General features: G+C 45.7%; 17 protein-coding genes and 1 tRNA gene. 3 read left to right on the forward strand and 15 right to left on the reverse strand.

Annotation, left to right across the window (positions count from 1 at the left end; all coding sequences use genetic code 11):
* Positions 1–14: 14 nt before the first annotated feature.
* The 6 genes from EL645_RS14805 to EL645_RS14830 form a co-directional block, all read right to left on the reverse strand.
* Complete coding sequence (locus tag EL645_RS14805; protein WP_126551238.1) at positions 15–617, reverse strand: hypothetical protein; 603 nt, start codon at positions 615–617, stop codon at positions 15–17.
* 15 nt (positions 618–632) lie between these two features.
* A complete protein-coding gene (gene lepB / locus EL645_RS14810; protein WP_126551239.1) occupies positions 633–1181 on the reverse strand; it encodes a signal peptidase I in 549 nt (182 codons plus the stop codon).
* Between the two features lie 380 nt (positions 1182–1561).
* Positions 1562–2812, reverse strand: coding sequence for a glycosyltransferase (locus EL645_RS14815; RefSeq protein ID WP_126551240.1), 1251 nt, complete (start codon positions 2810–2812; stop codon positions 1562–1564).
* Between the two features lie 450 nt (positions 2813–3262).
* Positions 3263–3769 carry a glycosyltransferase family 2 protein gene (locus EL645_RS14820; protein WP_126551241.1) on the reverse strand — a complete coding sequence of 169 codons (507 nt, stop codon included), beginning with the start codon at positions 3767–3769 and terminating at the stop codon, positions 3263–3265.
* A 121-nt stretch (positions 3770–3890) separates the two neighbouring features.
* On the reverse strand, positions 3891–5126 hold the full coding sequence (locus EL645_RS14825) for a lipopolysaccharide biosynthesis protein (RefSeq protein WP_126551242.1): 1236 nt from the start codon (positions 5124–5126) through the stop codon (positions 3891–3893).
* A gap of 84 nt (positions 5127–5210) precedes the next feature.
* Positions 5211–5546, reverse strand: coding sequence for a hypothetical protein (locus EL645_RS14830; RefSeq protein ID WP_126551243.1), 336 nt, complete (start codon positions 5544–5546; stop codon positions 5211–5213).
* 367 nt (positions 5547–5913) lie between these two features.
* Between EL645_RS14830 and EL645_RS14835 the strand changes: the two genes are divergently transcribed.
* On the forward strand, positions 5914–6258 hold the full coding sequence (locus EL645_RS14835; RefSeq protein ID WP_126551244.1) for a nucleotidyl cyclase domain-containing protein: 345 nt from the start codon (positions 5914–5916) through the stop codon (positions 6256–6258).
* The gene (locus EL645_RS14840) at positions 6240–6605 is read left to right on the forward strand and encodes a GspE/PulE/PilB domain-containing protein (protein WP_126551245.1); all 366 of its coding nucleotides are present in this window, start codon (positions 6240–6242) and stop codon (positions 6603–6605) included. Before EL645_RS14835 ends, EL645_RS14840 begins: the two co-directional genes overlap by 19 nt.
* A 98-nt stretch (positions 6606–6703) precedes the next feature.
* Here EL645_RS14840 and EL645_RS14845 read toward each other — a convergent pair whose 3' ends face one another.
* From EL645_RS14845 to EL645_RS14870, 6 genes are all read right to left on the reverse strand, one after another.
* On the reverse strand, positions 6704–7459 hold the full coding sequence (locus tag EL645_RS14845) for an RNA polymerase sigma factor (protein WP_126551246.1): 756 nt from the start codon (positions 7457–7459) through the stop codon (positions 6704–6706).
* A gap of 547 nt (positions 7460–8006) precedes the next feature.
* Positions 8007–8747 carry a CPBP family intramembrane glutamic endopeptidase gene (locus EL645_RS14850; protein ID WP_161977374.1) on the reverse strand — a complete coding sequence of 247 codons (741 nt, stop codon included), beginning with the start codon at positions 8745–8747 and terminating at the stop codon, positions 8007–8009.
* Between the two features lie 228 nt (positions 8748–8975).
* Positions 8976–9815, reverse strand: coding sequence for a hypothetical protein (locus EL645_RS14855; RefSeq protein WP_126551248.1), 840 nt, complete (start codon positions 9813–9815; stop codon positions 8976–8978).
* An 82-nt stretch (positions 9816–9897) separates the two neighbouring features.
* A complete protein-coding gene (locus tag EL645_RS14860) occupies positions 9898–10218 on the reverse strand; it encodes a PadR family transcriptional regulator (RefSeq protein WP_126551249.1) in 321 nt (106 codons plus the stop codon).
* A gap of 307 nt (positions 10219–10525) precedes the next feature.
* On the reverse strand, positions 10526–10732 hold the full coding sequence (locus EL645_RS14865) for a PDDEXK family nuclease (protein WP_126551250.1): 207 nt from the start codon (positions 10730–10732) through the stop codon (positions 10526–10528).
* A 320-nt stretch (positions 10733–11052) separates the two neighbouring features.
* A tRNA-Gln gene (locus EL645_RS14870) sits at positions 11053–11126 on the reverse strand.
* Positions 11127–11354: 228 nt separating this feature from the next.
* On the opposite strand from EL645_RS14870, the gene mdh reads away from it, so the two are divergent.
* Complete coding sequence (mdh, locus tag EL645_RS14875; RefSeq protein ID WP_126551251.1) at positions 11355–12284, forward strand: malate dehydrogenase; 930 nt, start codon at positions 11355–11357, stop codon at positions 12282–12284.
* Between the two features lie 49 nt (positions 12285–12333).
* Here the strand turns inward: mdh and rsmI are convergent, their stop codons facing one another.
* Genes rsmI through EL645_RS44165 form a run of 3 tightly spaced genes read right to left on the reverse strand, consistent with a single transcriptional unit; the run spans position 12334 to position 14664 of the window.
* Positions 12334–13068, reverse strand: coding sequence for a 16S rRNA (cytidine(1402)-2'-O)-methyltransferase (gene rsmI, locus EL645_RS14880; RefSeq protein ID WP_126551252.1), 735 nt, complete (start codon positions 13066–13068; stop codon positions 12334–12336).
* Between the two features lie 43 nt (positions 13069–13111).
* On the reverse strand, positions 13112–14212 hold the full coding sequence (locus EL645_RS44160; protein ID WP_281276391.1) for an AMP-binding protein: 1101 nt from the start codon (positions 14210–14212) through the stop codon (positions 13112–13114).
* Positions 14213–14217: 5 nt separating this feature from the next.
* Complete coding sequence (locus tag EL645_RS44165) at positions 14218–14664, reverse strand: AMP-binding protein (protein WP_126551254.1); 447 nt, start codon at positions 14662–14664, stop codon at positions 14218–14220.
* Between the last annotated feature and the right edge of the window lie 648 nt (positions 14665–15312).

Consider the following 15312-nt stretch of genomic DNA (forward strand, 5'->3'; position numbering starts at 1 on the left):
CTGCTTTTTAAATATTACTCTTCCACCTGAGCCTGTTTAGCCAGATAATAAGGATGGCGTTTAGTGGTTGTGAAGGCTCCCCACAGTCCGATTAAAGCTCCCACGACAGCCCAGATCAGTGCAAAGAGAAGTAAGACCAGGGTTCCACTCAAAGCAGATGCTGAAACCGCAGAACTGCTGATGTGGCCAGGATAATTTGGAATATATTGGACCAGCGAACTTCCGAGGTATGAGATGGCCCCAACCAGGGCGCCAGCATAAAAACCGTAGAGGCGGCGTACCGCCCGTTTACCAACCACATAGCCGGCGACAAAAGCCAGGATCAAGGTAACCGTATAGGTAAGGCAAGTCAAGCCAGCTATATATTGAGCGGTCCCATAAGAGATCTTATCGCCCAGGCGTGCAACTTCTTGAAAGGCCGACGCATTGAAGAGGGTTGTAGCAATAGAGAGCAGGGCAGCCAGTACGCCGCCCACGCATCCAACTCCTAATGCCACCGTTAATCCATTTGGTGGCAGAGAAGGAGCCTCAACATACTCCCGCTCATCAATATAATCCGCATCAGATGCAACAGAGTCTGGACGTGAAGTTGGATAATGTTTCTCCGAGTTTGACATAGTGCTATGTTCCTCTTACTTCTGTGTCGGTATGTCCTTAAAGACATCCGGGTAGGTATTGATAAAATGTAAATTTGAAAGCGGCCAGAAGACAACAGAAGCTTTGCCTACGATATAGTCTTTAGGCACAAATCCCCAGGAACGTGAGTCATCGCTAACGGGTCGATTATCTCCCATCACAAAATACTGACCCGGCGGTACCTTCCAGGTGCGCCCCTCTGGATTATCAGGGGCACTGATATATGGCTCATTCAGTACCTTGCCATTGACAGTAACATGTTCACGATCAGTCGTTATTGTATCCCCAGGCAAACCTATAATACGCTTAATAAAATCTTTTGTTGTATCCCTTGGCCAGTGAAAGACGATGACATCTCCACGTGCGGGCTCATGAAATAAATAAGAGACCTTATTAACCATAACAAATTCATTATTGACAAGTCCAGGTTCCATGCTTGGACCATCTACACGGTAGCTCTGGACCACAAAGCGCACAACCAGAAATATCAATAGCGTCAGCGCTAATATTTCGACGATCTCACGTATTAATTGTGAACGTTTCAACTCAAACCTCTCTTATTTGCTGGCCGGCGTGGCTCATAAGGTCGACAGCCAAAAAATTGCCACTTCGCCCTGTTTTTACGTTGCTCCCATTATAGCTGATTACCTGTGTTGCTTTCACCTCTGCTCACCCGTTCTGGTAGAGTTTTTTGAGGTCGGCGAGTCCGCAGGTAAATAGTTACCAGGCAGCATGGAGTATCTCATAGAGAATAGCAGAAGGTGAAAAGATCAGAAACAGCACTATTAAGCTGTAGAACTAGCATGGCGGCTGCTACTGAGGGAGCTCGAATGAGTGAGATAAGTGACACAAACTATATCTATATAGTCACAGGACTTTAATAAAATTGAGTAAACTCATGGTTATATAGTACTAACGCAAGCCTTCAGTTTTTCTTTTTAGTCAGATGCGATAGAAGAGTTTTGTAGGTATCCAGAAGAAGCAAGGCATAATTTCGCCAGCCGTGTTGATAGTGGAGCATCGCCGCCTCTTTCTCAGTATGCTTAAAGGTTCGCTTGGGTGCCAGTAATAGAGCCTGGACCAATGAAGTATGGCTACCAGGATTATAAAGGATGCCTCCATGCGGCGGGAGCAGGCCATGAAAACGTGGAAGGTTAGGAGAGATAACGATACGCTCATAGGAATAAAAGAGCATCGCCAGCTCAGGCACGCCAGCCATCCTTACCGTAGCATAAGGTAATACCAGCGCGTTAGTGGCAGCCACATACATAGCCAGGTCAGCAGGCTGGTATTCCAAAAAGACATGGATAGCCGAGTTAAGAGCGGCCCGCTTCAAGATTTTCGCTGACTGTGTCTTATCGATTGGTGTCCCAAGCAGCAACAATTGTGGATTGAGTGTAGCAGTCGCTTCAGACTTCAAGAGTACGATGCGTAGTTCGCTAAATGCCTCCATGCATTGAATAACCTCACGCTCGGTATGCAGGAAAGCCAGGCAAAGATAGACAAAATCAGCCTCGGCTTGAATACCTAATTGCATGCGGGCGGTCGCGCTATCACTCATCTTTGGCAACACCTCACGCAAGCCCGGATGAGCCAGAAAAGAAGCCCGGTCGCGCCAGGGCAAGGTACGGTAGAACTGTTCAGCATGACGGGTGAAGGTAAGGACAATATGGCTGCGAGCAAAAATTTTATCCTCAAAGGCCCGCCTGGTGACGTAGCGCAGACCACCTGCATTGTGCCAGTAACCGCCAGTATCAGTACTAATAATACCGATGCCCAATTGCCGGGCCAGCCAGATCTTTAAAAGCAGTTGTTGGCGCTGCCAGCAATTTAAAGGAAAAGCGCCCGGACGATAAAAATGAATAATTCCAGGGACTGCGTCGTGGTGGGCCCGATGGCGCCATAGCCACGAAAAAGGAAGATCGGCAATACTGGTTGAGCAATACATTCCTTGTTTGCGCAAGGCCTGAACTGGCCAGACAGTATCTTGAGGTTGAGATTGCACAAAGAGCACACATGGTGTATGTAGTGTGGTTGGAGCGTGGTTGTTAAGCATAAATTGTTGTTGGATGCGTCCCCAACTTTGGGCCTGGGCCATAGCAGCCATCAGTCGCTCGCTCATTGGCTTATGTGCCAGAGAGAGCAGCAAACGATGCACAAAGAAAATCAGCAACATGCTTTTTATTTCTGGCCAGCCAGAGCGCAAAGTTTGCAGAAAAGAATCGTGCGTCGCATCCTGATAATGCTCACTACCCGCATAAAGAGCTAGAATTTCCGAACGCCCTGCCAGTAGGCACGTCCGATAAGAAAAGGGCGTGTTAAGCGGGCCCTGGAAACGCGATGCAAAACCAGGGCAGACGGCTCATACCAGAGCGTATAGTGATGCTGGCGTAAGCGCCGACATAGATCCGTTGTCTCCACATTAATAGGAGTGTGCAGGCGTTTAGTTAAAACAGGAGAGAAACCCCCACCTGGTGCAGTGCTTTAAGTTTAATAGAAAAACAGCTATTGCTAAAACTGAGCGTATCTGGTAAGCGTGTACGGGAGTGAAAGGGCATATAGCAGCCAAAGACCTCCAGCAGATCACTGGTAAGCCAGTAAGGGCGTGGTGATTCCCAATGTAGATCTACGCACCCCCAATCGCATCAGCATGGGTCTCCTCATAGGCACTCCAGAGTTGTTCCAGGAAATATTGATCCACCAGCACATCATCATCCAGAAAGACGATTATGTCGCCTGAAGCGGCCATGATAGCCGTATTGCGCGCATAGGCCAGACCATTGCGTTTTTCCAGCAGGCACTGCACCTTCCACTGCTCCTCAAATGAACTACGATGGAGCGCATCCGTACTAAGATAAGTTTGAATGGCATTAAATGTGCCATCGGCCGATCCATTATCAACCACAATCACCTCAAAATACTTTAAAGGCAGTGATTGTCGCCGCAGGCTGGCCAGGGCCGTCAGCACCATATTGCGACGATTATAAGTACAGATCACCACGCTGAAGCGGGGTGGTTTGAGCTCATGCTGCCCGGTCTGGTGATTGTCTTTAAGACCAGTACGAAAGGCTCCTGTTGACCTGGTACGGATAGCAATATGGGTAGAGTGTACTAAAGAATGTCGGGTAGTCATACTCTCTCCTCTTTCTTTAATCAGAGCAAGGTATTATAGCGTAGCAATAACTTTTTGCAGAGCAAGATAGAGGTCAAGGCAGAAATAATCTGAGCCAGCGCGGTAGCGAGGGCCGCACCGGTCATACCCAGAATATGACCAGCGGTATCGCCAGCAAAATTTTAAGCACGGCCACGCCTATATTGAACTCACGTTGCACGCGTTGCAGGTGGCGATAATCATAGCGCTCATAGCTGGCCATATGTGTCAGCCCGACGGTCGCAATACTACCAAAGACGGCCGCGATCAATAAAATACGTAACGGCTTAACCATCATAAGATAAGCACTGCCCAGGCAATAGGCAACGATCGTCGGGCACAGTATAATCATCACGGTACAGATCGGGACCGCCAGAAAGATGATGTAACATGAAGTACGCACAAAGGCATCGTATTGATTGAGGTAGCGATGGCCAGGCAAATAACGTACAAACAGAGGAAATACCCATTGAGTGAAGAGAGACGGAGCCAGACCAATAATTCTGGCACTGATAATCGCGCTTAAAGCGTAAAAGCCCAATTCCTCTGAGTTATGCCAGCAGGCCAGCAATAGTAGCTCACTTCTTTGCCAGACAATGGCATCGAGCGCGAAATGGAGTCTGGATTGATGTATATTGTGTGCCAACCGCTCTCTTAGAAAGATACCTGGCGCCAGAGCCTGTTCTAGCGGAAGCAGATGCATGACACAAACCACTGCCAGGACCAGCGTAATGGTATTTGATAGCGCGAACGCCAGGATAAAGGCCTCAACTGGTTCGCCATTGACCTGGGTAGAGATGATAATAAAGAGGAGCGTCAACAGGTTACCGAACAGATTCAACATCGTCAGCAAGTCAGAGCGGCGCAGACTTCTCAGGGTAATACCTGCTACACTGCTCAAGAGTAAAGGGAGCGTGGCCAGGCTAGAGAGTAGCAGTAGTCCTGGTGTGAAATCATGAAAAATACGTGTCAGGGCAAATGAGAGGACCACGTAAATCAGGCAATAGAGCAAGATACTCCTATGCTGGCGATACCACAAAAAATAGAAAATGCCTGCCATTAAACGTGGAGACTCGCGGCTCTGGGTGGCGGCGATCTGGCGACTGGAGAGGGTTGACATGCCAGTTCCAATGACCGGAATAGTTATAGTTGCCAACCACTGCGCGAAAAGATAGCTACCAAATATATGTGATCCCAGGGCACGAGCAATGATCGTATAGATACTCACATTGACCAGAGTAGAGCCAGCGATAATTGCATTTTGCCAGATACGAGAATTATTCAGGCGTGTCGTAGATGCCTGTTGCTCAAGAACTGTGTGCGATTGTGCCAATGACATATCCCTTCCACCCACCACATATCCTCTGCCAGCGCAACCCATTGCGCAGGCAGAAAGACCAATCCTTGTTATCTCAGTACCGGCTTATAGAGAAGAACAGGCCTCTACATCCAGAAAAGCCATGAAATCTTGCTCAGCCTGGCATGCTGCATCTAGCGAAACGTTTGATATCGGCTTTTCCAGCGCCATTAGCACTGAATCTTTGCTACCTACATCGCTATCTGCAGCATGCTGTAATGTCTGTTCTGCGACGATCACCAGCGTATCGGGACAAAGGAACAGCAGACCTGTTAAGCTATCATCCAATGCAACTAACGAAAGCATTTGAGCTGACTGCAGAAACACATCGCTCGTTGGAATCATTGTTGGTTCAGGCGTCAAAGGTGCGAGCCAGGTAATTGCCCAATCTATTTTTTTCATCTTCTACACCTCTTCTATTTAGAAATATCAGACATAGCTATAATTGTACCATGATGCATCATGATATGCCGTAAGTCCATGAATTTGTAGTACCAGTATGGTTATAAACGCGTTGACATTGACGAAATGCTGTTAAGAATTGAAGAAAAACGATATGGAAAAATTCTCTACCCGTATTGTTAACTTTTAACCCAATTACAACCAATATCATCCATGTTGCTGGGCAAGCAGGTCTGTATGATGCTGTGTAGTATGGAATGAATTATAGTCAGGCATTTGTAGGGGTATTCGAGAAGAGAGAAGAGGCCAGAGATACTCTTTGAGCCTCATGGTCATGAATTTTTATTGCTACAGTAAAGGGAGTGGAATGGTCGAGATGATTAGCGAGGTGGAGCTCGCATATATCCAGAACAATGGTACAGCTTTGATTTATATTCAGGTAGAATATCAGGCACAATTAGCATTACGCTATGTGGCACAGCGTATCCGGAGCAACATCCGGCAAAGTGATAGCATCATTCTTCTCGAAGCCACTCATGCCTGTATTATTCTCCTGCCAATGACGCCTTTTGAAGGAGCACAGGCAGTGGTACAGCGCATCTCTGCTTTATTGAGTCATTTACGCTATGACATACAAATTATATATGGCGAGGCAGCTCAGTCCTTGTACAACGTGTTCGAGATGAATGGAGTATGGCACGGGCAACTATAATCGAGCATAGTCAGCAGGATATACCCGAGCAAGTGGAAGAGCTAGCGACTGAGAGAGGGACATACAAGGCCCATAAATCCGACCTGCTGCCATACCTGGCCTTTTTAAGTAGCTATCCAACGAAACAACTGCTACAACTTTTTCCATATGAATTAGCCTGCTGTTATCGTTGTGTACCGATTGGAGCTGAGCGACGAAGCCTCACTCTGGCGACCAGCCAGCGGCTGGAAGCAGATATATTAGGACTAGTGAGGAGATCTGTGCAACGCAATATTTTTCAAGTACGTTGCGAGGCTGACATGATTGAAGATATTTTACACTACTGGCAGAAAACATTAATGCTTTAAGTAAAAGGAAGAGGCAGCTACAGGCATTGCACGGCAGAGTCGAAATAAAATGCGCAATGGTAGCCGCCTCTCGCTTTTTAATAGTACTCTCACCATTATCAAGCCGCTGAGGTTGCAAAGCCAGGAACTCCCTGCCTTGAGCTTACCTCATCCTCCATCTCAGATGCGCGTAAAATGCGACGCAGGTTTGTCAGAGCTGCCTGGATGCGTTTCTTCAGCGTATTCTCAGATGTTTGAAGAGTCTGAGCCATTTCAGGAAGAGTCATGCTATTGTAATAGTGCAAAACAATGACCACTCGTTGCTTTAGCGGTAAATTTTCAATGGCCCGCGCGAGATCCCAATCTCTTTCCATACGTCCTTTATGATCATCCGCGGCCTGCGCGATCAAATCAGTTTCCTGCTCTGATAGAGCCTGACGCATAAAAGCACTTGTACGAGCCAGACGGCGCTTGAAACTAATACACTGATTAACCACAATACGCATAAGCCATGGACGCAGTGCTCCCGCCTTGCGCAGGTCGGCCAGATGATGCCAGGCCTGGATAAGCGCATCCTGGACCACATCTTCCGCGATATCGCGATCGCCAACAATCATCGATGCAGTGCGCAGCATCAGCGTACTGTACTGGTCAACAATTTCGCCAAAGGCCTCGTGATCACCCTGAATAGCACGGGTCACCAGAGCTTCTTGCTCTAGAAGTTCGGGTTTGTCTAATGTTTCTTCAGCCTCTTCAGCTTCTTCAGCTTTATCAGTCTCAATTTCATCTTCATCACTCTCTATGATAGGGGGTATTTCTAGGACCTCATCTACAACAGAGGTGGTCTCCTGGATGCGGGCTGTGGCTGTGACCATGTGATTTCATCCTCCTGCTAGAGTTTACTGTGCAAACTATATACAGAAATATAACATACAGTATACATGGGAACAAGGTGTGCCTGCTCATGAATTTTTGCATGTGCATAGTCTGTCATAATCTATAAAGCGAGGAGAAAATGAGTAATCTGATAAGAAATTAATTCGCTAATAAAAATTTCACAACAAGAATTTGGACCCGGGTTGCGACGGCTTTTGAAGGCGACTGGAGACACTTTTATGGCCGATTTTTTAGCCAAAAAAAATCGGGATAAAGCGTTTTCATAACGCAGGCTATCCTGTTAATTGCTTACTCTTAAGAAGTAAGAGAAAAGGCCAATTTATGTATAAGCATACCTCCTTTAAGAGCAAACATGCTTATACATAAATTGGCCTGGAATGATCGCTCAGCGATATAAATGCTGCCTGATTGTTTATTTGTTCAGGTTATACAAAAAAGGAAAGCTAAAAGGTTGTGCTTTCCCTAAGAGTGTGCAAAGATTGTACAGCTTATCTGGCTACCTGTTCTATATCCTCCACAGAAAGATCAATCCTTCTTTGGCTGATCCAGTTTCAGAAGTGCCGGGACAAGAAACACAATACGAGCATCGATGAGTATATGGATAATGATTGGAAGAATAAGGCTGCCTGTGGAAATATAGAGATAGGCAAATATAGCTCCTAATAGCCCTGTCCCCAATACACCCTTCCAGCCCTGGTAGATATGCGCAAACCCGAACAAGACTGAAGAGAGGAAGGCTGCTTCCGCTAAAGGGATTTGTAGTCCGAAAAAATTGCTGATGGCGAGAAAGTACACGAGAAGAAAACCGCGGAAAGTAATCTCTTCACATATTCCTGCGGTGATACTGATAAATAGCCAGAGGCTGCGTTCTTGTGCTGTATGAGGAAGCAATTCCTTGATCTTTAATATGAGTGCTGCCGCCATAGCAGGGCGCTGCGTTTTTTTCATACGGTATAGAAGCACAGCATGCACAATGATAAGCAGAATTACTACCTCTGCAATGAGTAAGATCGTAAGTGTCCAGTCATCAGGTGTTTTTAAACCGAGAACCGAGAGCGGTGCAGAGTCAAGCTGCAAGATAATACCAATTACCACCAGCCAGAGCCACGGCTCGACCAGGATGCGTCGATAGTAGCGCGTACGGAGGGTAGGATGATTAACAACCGCCTCTTTAAACTTTTGATAACGCCTGCGACTAAGTAGCGGGCGGACTATTCCTATATAAAGTGTAAATAACGATGATAAAATCAATGCTACATTGCTCATTGAATAGATTCCTTTCTTTTCTGAGCGCATTCAGGAGTTATAGCGTAATGATATCGTGAGCCTGTCTTTTCGGCATAAAAATTGTCCTTTAATAATATACATAAAAAAGGTTCATCCAGCAGCAAAGCCAAAAGAGGTATCCGCTAAGTACTTCTGGTAAATACTTAGCGGATACCTCTTTTGGCTTTGCTGCTGGATGAACGACGTTTCCAACTGCTTTGTTATAGCCTATGAATTTCCAGCTGTAGCAAGCACGAATGGACGGCTGCGCAGGAAGTTCCAGACAACAATGCCTGTGAGAATAGCCATAAGTATAAATCCGATGAGAAATTTTGGCGCTGGACCACTACCGTGCCAGAGAATAGTAAGGGCGAGTAAACAAACAATCCCAGTCAGTACTTGTAGCACCATACAGAGAGTTATCAGCGTTACAGGTACGCGAGCAAGACGCAGCATGTGTTCACTGCCTTTGCTTTTGACAACAGCCAGAGCAATAGGAACGAGGGCGAGGGGAGTAAGGTTGATGTAGTTGTACGCGATGATGATGTGTGGCCTGAGAATAGTAAAAGCGATATAAAGAAGCAAAGCCAGAATGCTACAACTCAGCGCCAGCAAATTGACCTTTTCATCTGCTGGTGTGTTTGCCTGTGAACGTCCAGGAAAGAACCCAATAAACAGGCCAGTGCCAAAGAGAAGCAAGAGCGCCAGCGAGACCATCACCGCACCAACTATTTGTATGGTCTGAACGAGTGGAGTAGAGGCGTTTCTGACCTCCCAGGGGACATTTATGCCAGGCAAGATCAACGAGAACCAGCAGAAGAGAAAGACAGGGAATGCCCAAAAGATAGTGTTGTTGGCAGTGCGAATTCGACGTATATGCTCCATTGAGATCAACATCCTTTCGGTTAGATAGTGTGGATTCAAATGTGCATCGAGAGCACCAAAAAGTAGATCGATACCAGTAAAAAAAGTATTCTGCTGTTGGTTTAGTAGATCGAGCATTTCGACTTCATAACGTTCGCGCCACTGACGAGGATAAAATTTGAGTAACCAGGCCATAGATTGCATACTATTCTCCCACTAATACTTTGTAAAGCAGATATGACAGAGCACGCGATACCCTCATAAGGGAAGGCTAGCTTTTATATGCTTAGGAGCCGTTAGCAAGCAGTCGCTGGGCACTGATTGAAACTATGCGCTGCATGACCGTGAGGCGTTCACGGAGGGCTGTTACACCCGCAGCGGTAATACGGTAAGGGCGACGCCGTTCCTGGGCTGCCAGCGGCTCAATCCATCCATTGTGTTCAAGGCGCGTGATCGCTCCATATAGAGTTCCTGGTTCTAATTTAGTGCCGCTAAACTGTAAGATATCTTCCATCATGGCATACCCATGTTTGGGACCATCCATCAAGCTAGAAAGAATGAGCAACGCGGGCTCAGAATAACGACCTAAATTCTCTTCCCTGGGCATATCTCTCTCCTGATAACTATTAAGTCTTACGTTATAACGTTTTACTTACTAAGTATTGTTGAATAATAACAGAAATATATGAGGCATGTCAACAGGGGGTATATTTATCTTAGTGGAGGACGACCTGAGGAAGATTGGGAAGGATATCACATATAAACAAGAAGCACCTGGACTAATCTGCCCCAGGTGCTTTTTTAGTATTTACTATTTTGCCAACTACAACGAGTCTTCTTCTAATTCTAAATAAACTTTGGCATAGATTTCTTGTAGCGTAAAGCGGACATCAATATCTGGAAACACTACCACATCAGTATTGTTTGTAAAGATAAAATTCGGTATCGTATAAGGCACGATCAAGGATACCAGCAATCCGCGTTGAGGTCTGAGAATGTGCTAGAGATCCACCAGTCATCATCCGAATATCGCCATCAATATACTCGTATTTTCGTTCCGGAAGACTCTCAACAATTCTCCAATACACATCTAGAGTATATTTACGTAGCGGATCATACATCGCACACCACCCCTTCCAAACAGAACTACCAAAGCATTCTGCTTACAACATACATCACAAGGGTAGGCAACGCAACAAACAAACGCTGAAGACAGGGCTTTTTACTGTTCCTCTTTGGCGACTGTGGCGAAAGCATGTCCATCTTCTCGCTTGCTCGTGATCTCCCTGCAACCTCTGGACGAACATTACAAAGCCCTGCGCTGAAGAAAACATCAATGATGGAGGTAGACAAAAAGAAAGGCAGTTGATTTCACATCATTTAGTGATAGCAAAATCAACTGCCTTTATAGTATTACAGCAGCTTGTAGAGCTGCTGCATGTGGCTGGGGTACAGGGATTCGAACCCCAATTAACTGATCCAGAATCAGCCGTCCTACCGTTGAACGATACCCCAATATTTATTTGTTTTGTGCGTTCTCTCGACCGCGTTGTTATAATACTCCATCCATTGATGGATGTCAAGAGGTTTTTTTGAGAGTTTTTCAAAAAATAAAAAAATCGTCTGAACAATTGCCATTGAGCCCTTTTAAGGCATACAATAGCGGTAGAAAGTTGATGGATCAAACATCCATTGTATTTCAAAATATAAATCCTGAACGCGAATAGATGAAAGGATACGTCAATGCGGAGTAAAATCACTGTAGTTGGAGCTGGTTTTGTTGGGAGTACGCTGGTGCAGCGTATCGCGGAGCGCGACTATGCTGACGTCGTCATGTTTGACATCGTGCCCAATATGCCACAAGGTAAGGCTCTCGATATGCTCCAGGCCGGTCCTGTGCTTGGTTATGATACATTAATCACCGGCACCAACGATTATGCTGATACAGCTGATTCTGATATTGTGGTAATCACATCAGGTTTCCCAAGAAAACCTGGCATGAGCCGCGATGATTTATTGAAAAAGAATCAAGAAATCGTTTCACAGGTAACTGAGCAGATCGTTAAATATTCACCAAACAGTATTTTGATTATCGTAACGAACCCACTGGATGCGATGGCCCAGGTCGCCTTAAAAGTCAGCGGTTTCCCACGCGAGCGCGTGATTGGTATGGCAGGCGTGCTGGATACAGCTCGCTTCCGTACTTTTATTGCCCAGGAATTAGGGGCTTCCGTGCGGGATGTGCAGGCCTATGTTCTGGGAGGCCATGGGGACACCATGGTTCCGCTATCGCGTCTTTGTACTGTTGCTGGTGTGCCGATCGCCGAACTGTTGCCTGCGGAGCGTATAGAGCAGATTGTTCAGCGCACGCGTGATGGTGGTGCTGAGATTGTAAAACTGCTAGGCAATGGTAGCGCTTATTTCGCCCCCTCGGCCTCAGTATTGCAGATGCTTGATTCCATTGTACTGGATAAAAAGATGATCATGCCCTGCGCCATCTACCTGCAAGGCGAATATGGTCTGAACAATCTCTTCGTTGGTGTTCCCGCCAAACTGGGAGCCAAAGGATTAGAGCAAGTCATTGAAGTTGAACTGCAAGAGAATGAGCAGGTCCAGTTAAAGAAATCTGCTGATGCAGTAAAAGAATTGATCGATGTGCTGGGTATTGCATAGCGCATAACCAGCACACCGCAAGGAATAGAGTCAGGCCAATCTACTGGCTCTATTCCTCTTCATCGCTAGCTGAATCCTCTTCTTCATATCCACCTTTGCCCCGCGCCTCTTTAGTTCTAACCAGACCCTCAATGACCACAATGTATTCTCCCTTCAATTTAGTTTGCTGGGGAAGTGCGGCAAGCAAGGTTGAGAGTGTACCCCGTTCAACTTTTTCAAACATCTTGGTCAGATCATTGGCCAGGGCGGCTGGACGATCCCCAAAGACCTCTAGCGCGTCCTTGAGAAAGCCATCCAGGCGATAAGGGCTTTCATAATAAATCAATGTGTGGGGAGCTTCACGGTCCACTTCAAAGAATTTACGGCGCCCCACCGGCTTACGAGGAGGGAAGCCACGAAAAGTAAAGCTATGAACAGGAAGACCTGAGAGGACAAGTGCCATCACAAAAGCCGTTGGGCCGGGAATCATCGTAAAATCGACCTCTGCCTGGATCGCACGACGTACCAGCGTGAAGCCTGGATCTGAAATACCGGGTGTGCCAGCATCGGTCACCACCGCTACTGATTGACCCTGTTTCAGCATTTCCTCAATACGTTCGCCGGCGCGCTGCTCGTTATGTTCATGGAACGCCATCTGAGGCTTTTGAATATCAAAATGTTTTAAGAGCATCCCCGTCTTACGGGTATCCTCACTGGCAACGATATCGACCGAGCGCAGAATTTCCAACGCGCGCAATGTAATATCATTGAGATTCCCGATGGGTGTCGCGACTAAATAGAGCATAAATGTCTTTCTCTTCTCCCTATTGTGTAATTCTATGAAGCGATTACCGGCGCAGTTGCGGAAGCATCTCAAAGACCTCCTGCCGCTTCACCTTCAAAGTATGTGTGCGAGGAAAATCCTTTTCTGACCAGATCGTAAAACCCTTAATTTGTTGATGTGATGCCAGTTGTTTATTCGCGTTTTGAATGACCGCTTTAGCCTGGGACGCATCATCCATCAACAGAACCGCGTGCATCATTGGACCCTGATCCTTTTCAGTCAAACCAAAAACCGCCGCATCTTTGACTGTAGGTTGATTGTGTAAAACATTTTCTACATCTTCTGGATAGACATTCATGCCATTTGCCAGTACAATCAAATTCTTCTTGCGACCTTTCAGATACAGGTTATTGCGCTTGTCAAGATAGCCCAGATCACCTGTAGAATACCAACCATTTTGAAAGGCAGCTGCTGTCGCCTCTGGATTTTGCCAGTAGCCCAGTGCCACATTGGGTCCGCGCACCTGAATCTCATTATCAGCTTCTATGCGTATCTCTACCCCGGGAATGGGGCGTCCCACTGACTCTAATGTATGATCATTGAGTGGATTAGCCGAAATCACAGGCGAGCATTCGGTCGCTCCATAGCCCTGAAGAATGCGAAATCCCATCTCTTCCCACGCATAGCCTAATTTGGGTGATAGATAGGCCCCTCCACTCACAAATAAGCGAAAATGGCCACCAAAGCGCTTATGAACTGAACGGAAAAGATAGTGGCGCCATTGAAAAGGCACCCGGCGTGCAATCTTATGTAAAGTTTCCCACTGTTTTTCCAGTTTTTGGCGTCGCACTTCACGTTCAATGCCATTCATAAACAATTGTAAAGCCTGAGGGACCAACACCATGCAAGTAATATTTTGTGTAGCGAGCAACCTAAATAATGTATCTGGTAATAATGAACGGGCATACACAATACTTGCACCGACATGGATAAGGGCCATATCAATGGTCATCTCAAACATATGAGAGAGAGGCAAAATAGAAAGGGCTCGATCAGCAGCTGTAATTTTTACTGCATCGACAGAAGCAATGGCATTAGAAGTAATATTGCCATGAGACAGCATAACGCCTTTGGGTTGTCCTGTTGTACCAGAGGTAAAGACCAGTTCAGCTAGATCATCTTCTTCAACTTTTGGTAGTTGAGCTGTAGTAAAATCACCCCTGGTAGGGCATCAATATCGATGAATGGAAGAGAGTTAGATTTAAGACTTGTATAATTTTTTTGCGTTGTAATGAGAAAAGTTGCCTCTGTAATTTCTACCAGTCGCTGCAGAAAATCTTCCTTCGTATTTACATCAAGTGGAACGACAACTAATCCAACCAGTAATGATCCAAAATAGGCAACCAGCCAGTTAGAGCAACTGGAGGACCAGATCATTATACGCTGGCCCTTGGTTACATTCTGCTGTTGCAGGTAACCGGCAAATTGTTGAACCCGTTCACGTAACTCTTGATAAGTAAGGGTTGCTATAGTGTTATCTGAACGCGGCTCAAGCAAGGCCGGGCGGCTACCGAAGTTATCGGCAGAGCGCATAAATAAAAATGGAATAGTACTCATATTTGAGCTTGTACATCCTTTCTCGGGGGCAGCGATAAAATATTTACATCATTGTCAGGAAACGCCAGTTATTTCTCCGAGTGCATGTCATAGTACAGCGGAACTGCAGAAAAGATGATCTAATGATTGTGCATTATAGTGTAGTTGAGGTCTTTTTGCTAGTCTCTATGCGTGATTCAATATGCAAGATTGGAGCGATGCTTGAGTTAGCTACAGCATCACTTCTTCTTATAGTTATGAAGTTGACATAGTGTTTGAACTCATTTATAGACTGCTTGCTATCATTTCACAATGTGAGCTCATGCGTTAATATATTTTAATAACTCATTAAATTAACTGTAGCAAGCATGGAACATGACTAAAATGACTGCAAAACAAATGAGTTTTTTATTCAAACAATATTTGATCTGTCCATGCTTCATTGATGTCAAAGATTATATAATAAAGCGATGAAAAAAGTACAATATGGGTTGACTAGAATCGTAGTCTATGATAGACTACGAAATATGAAGTAATATCTAGCTATTTTCCTTATTGTAGCATTCAGAATACTTAGAACACTCTCTATTTTTTGAGAGTTATACGTGAGAGCGAAAAGAATGCCACAACAGCAGGTATGTATATGATTTCATTTAAAGGAAAAAGGAA

This window comes from Dictyobacter kobayashii (assembly GCF_003967555.1).
Taxonomy (GTDB): Bacteria; Chloroflexota; Ktedonobacteria; order Ktedonobacterales; family Ktedonobacteraceae; genus Dictyobacter; species Dictyobacter kobayashii.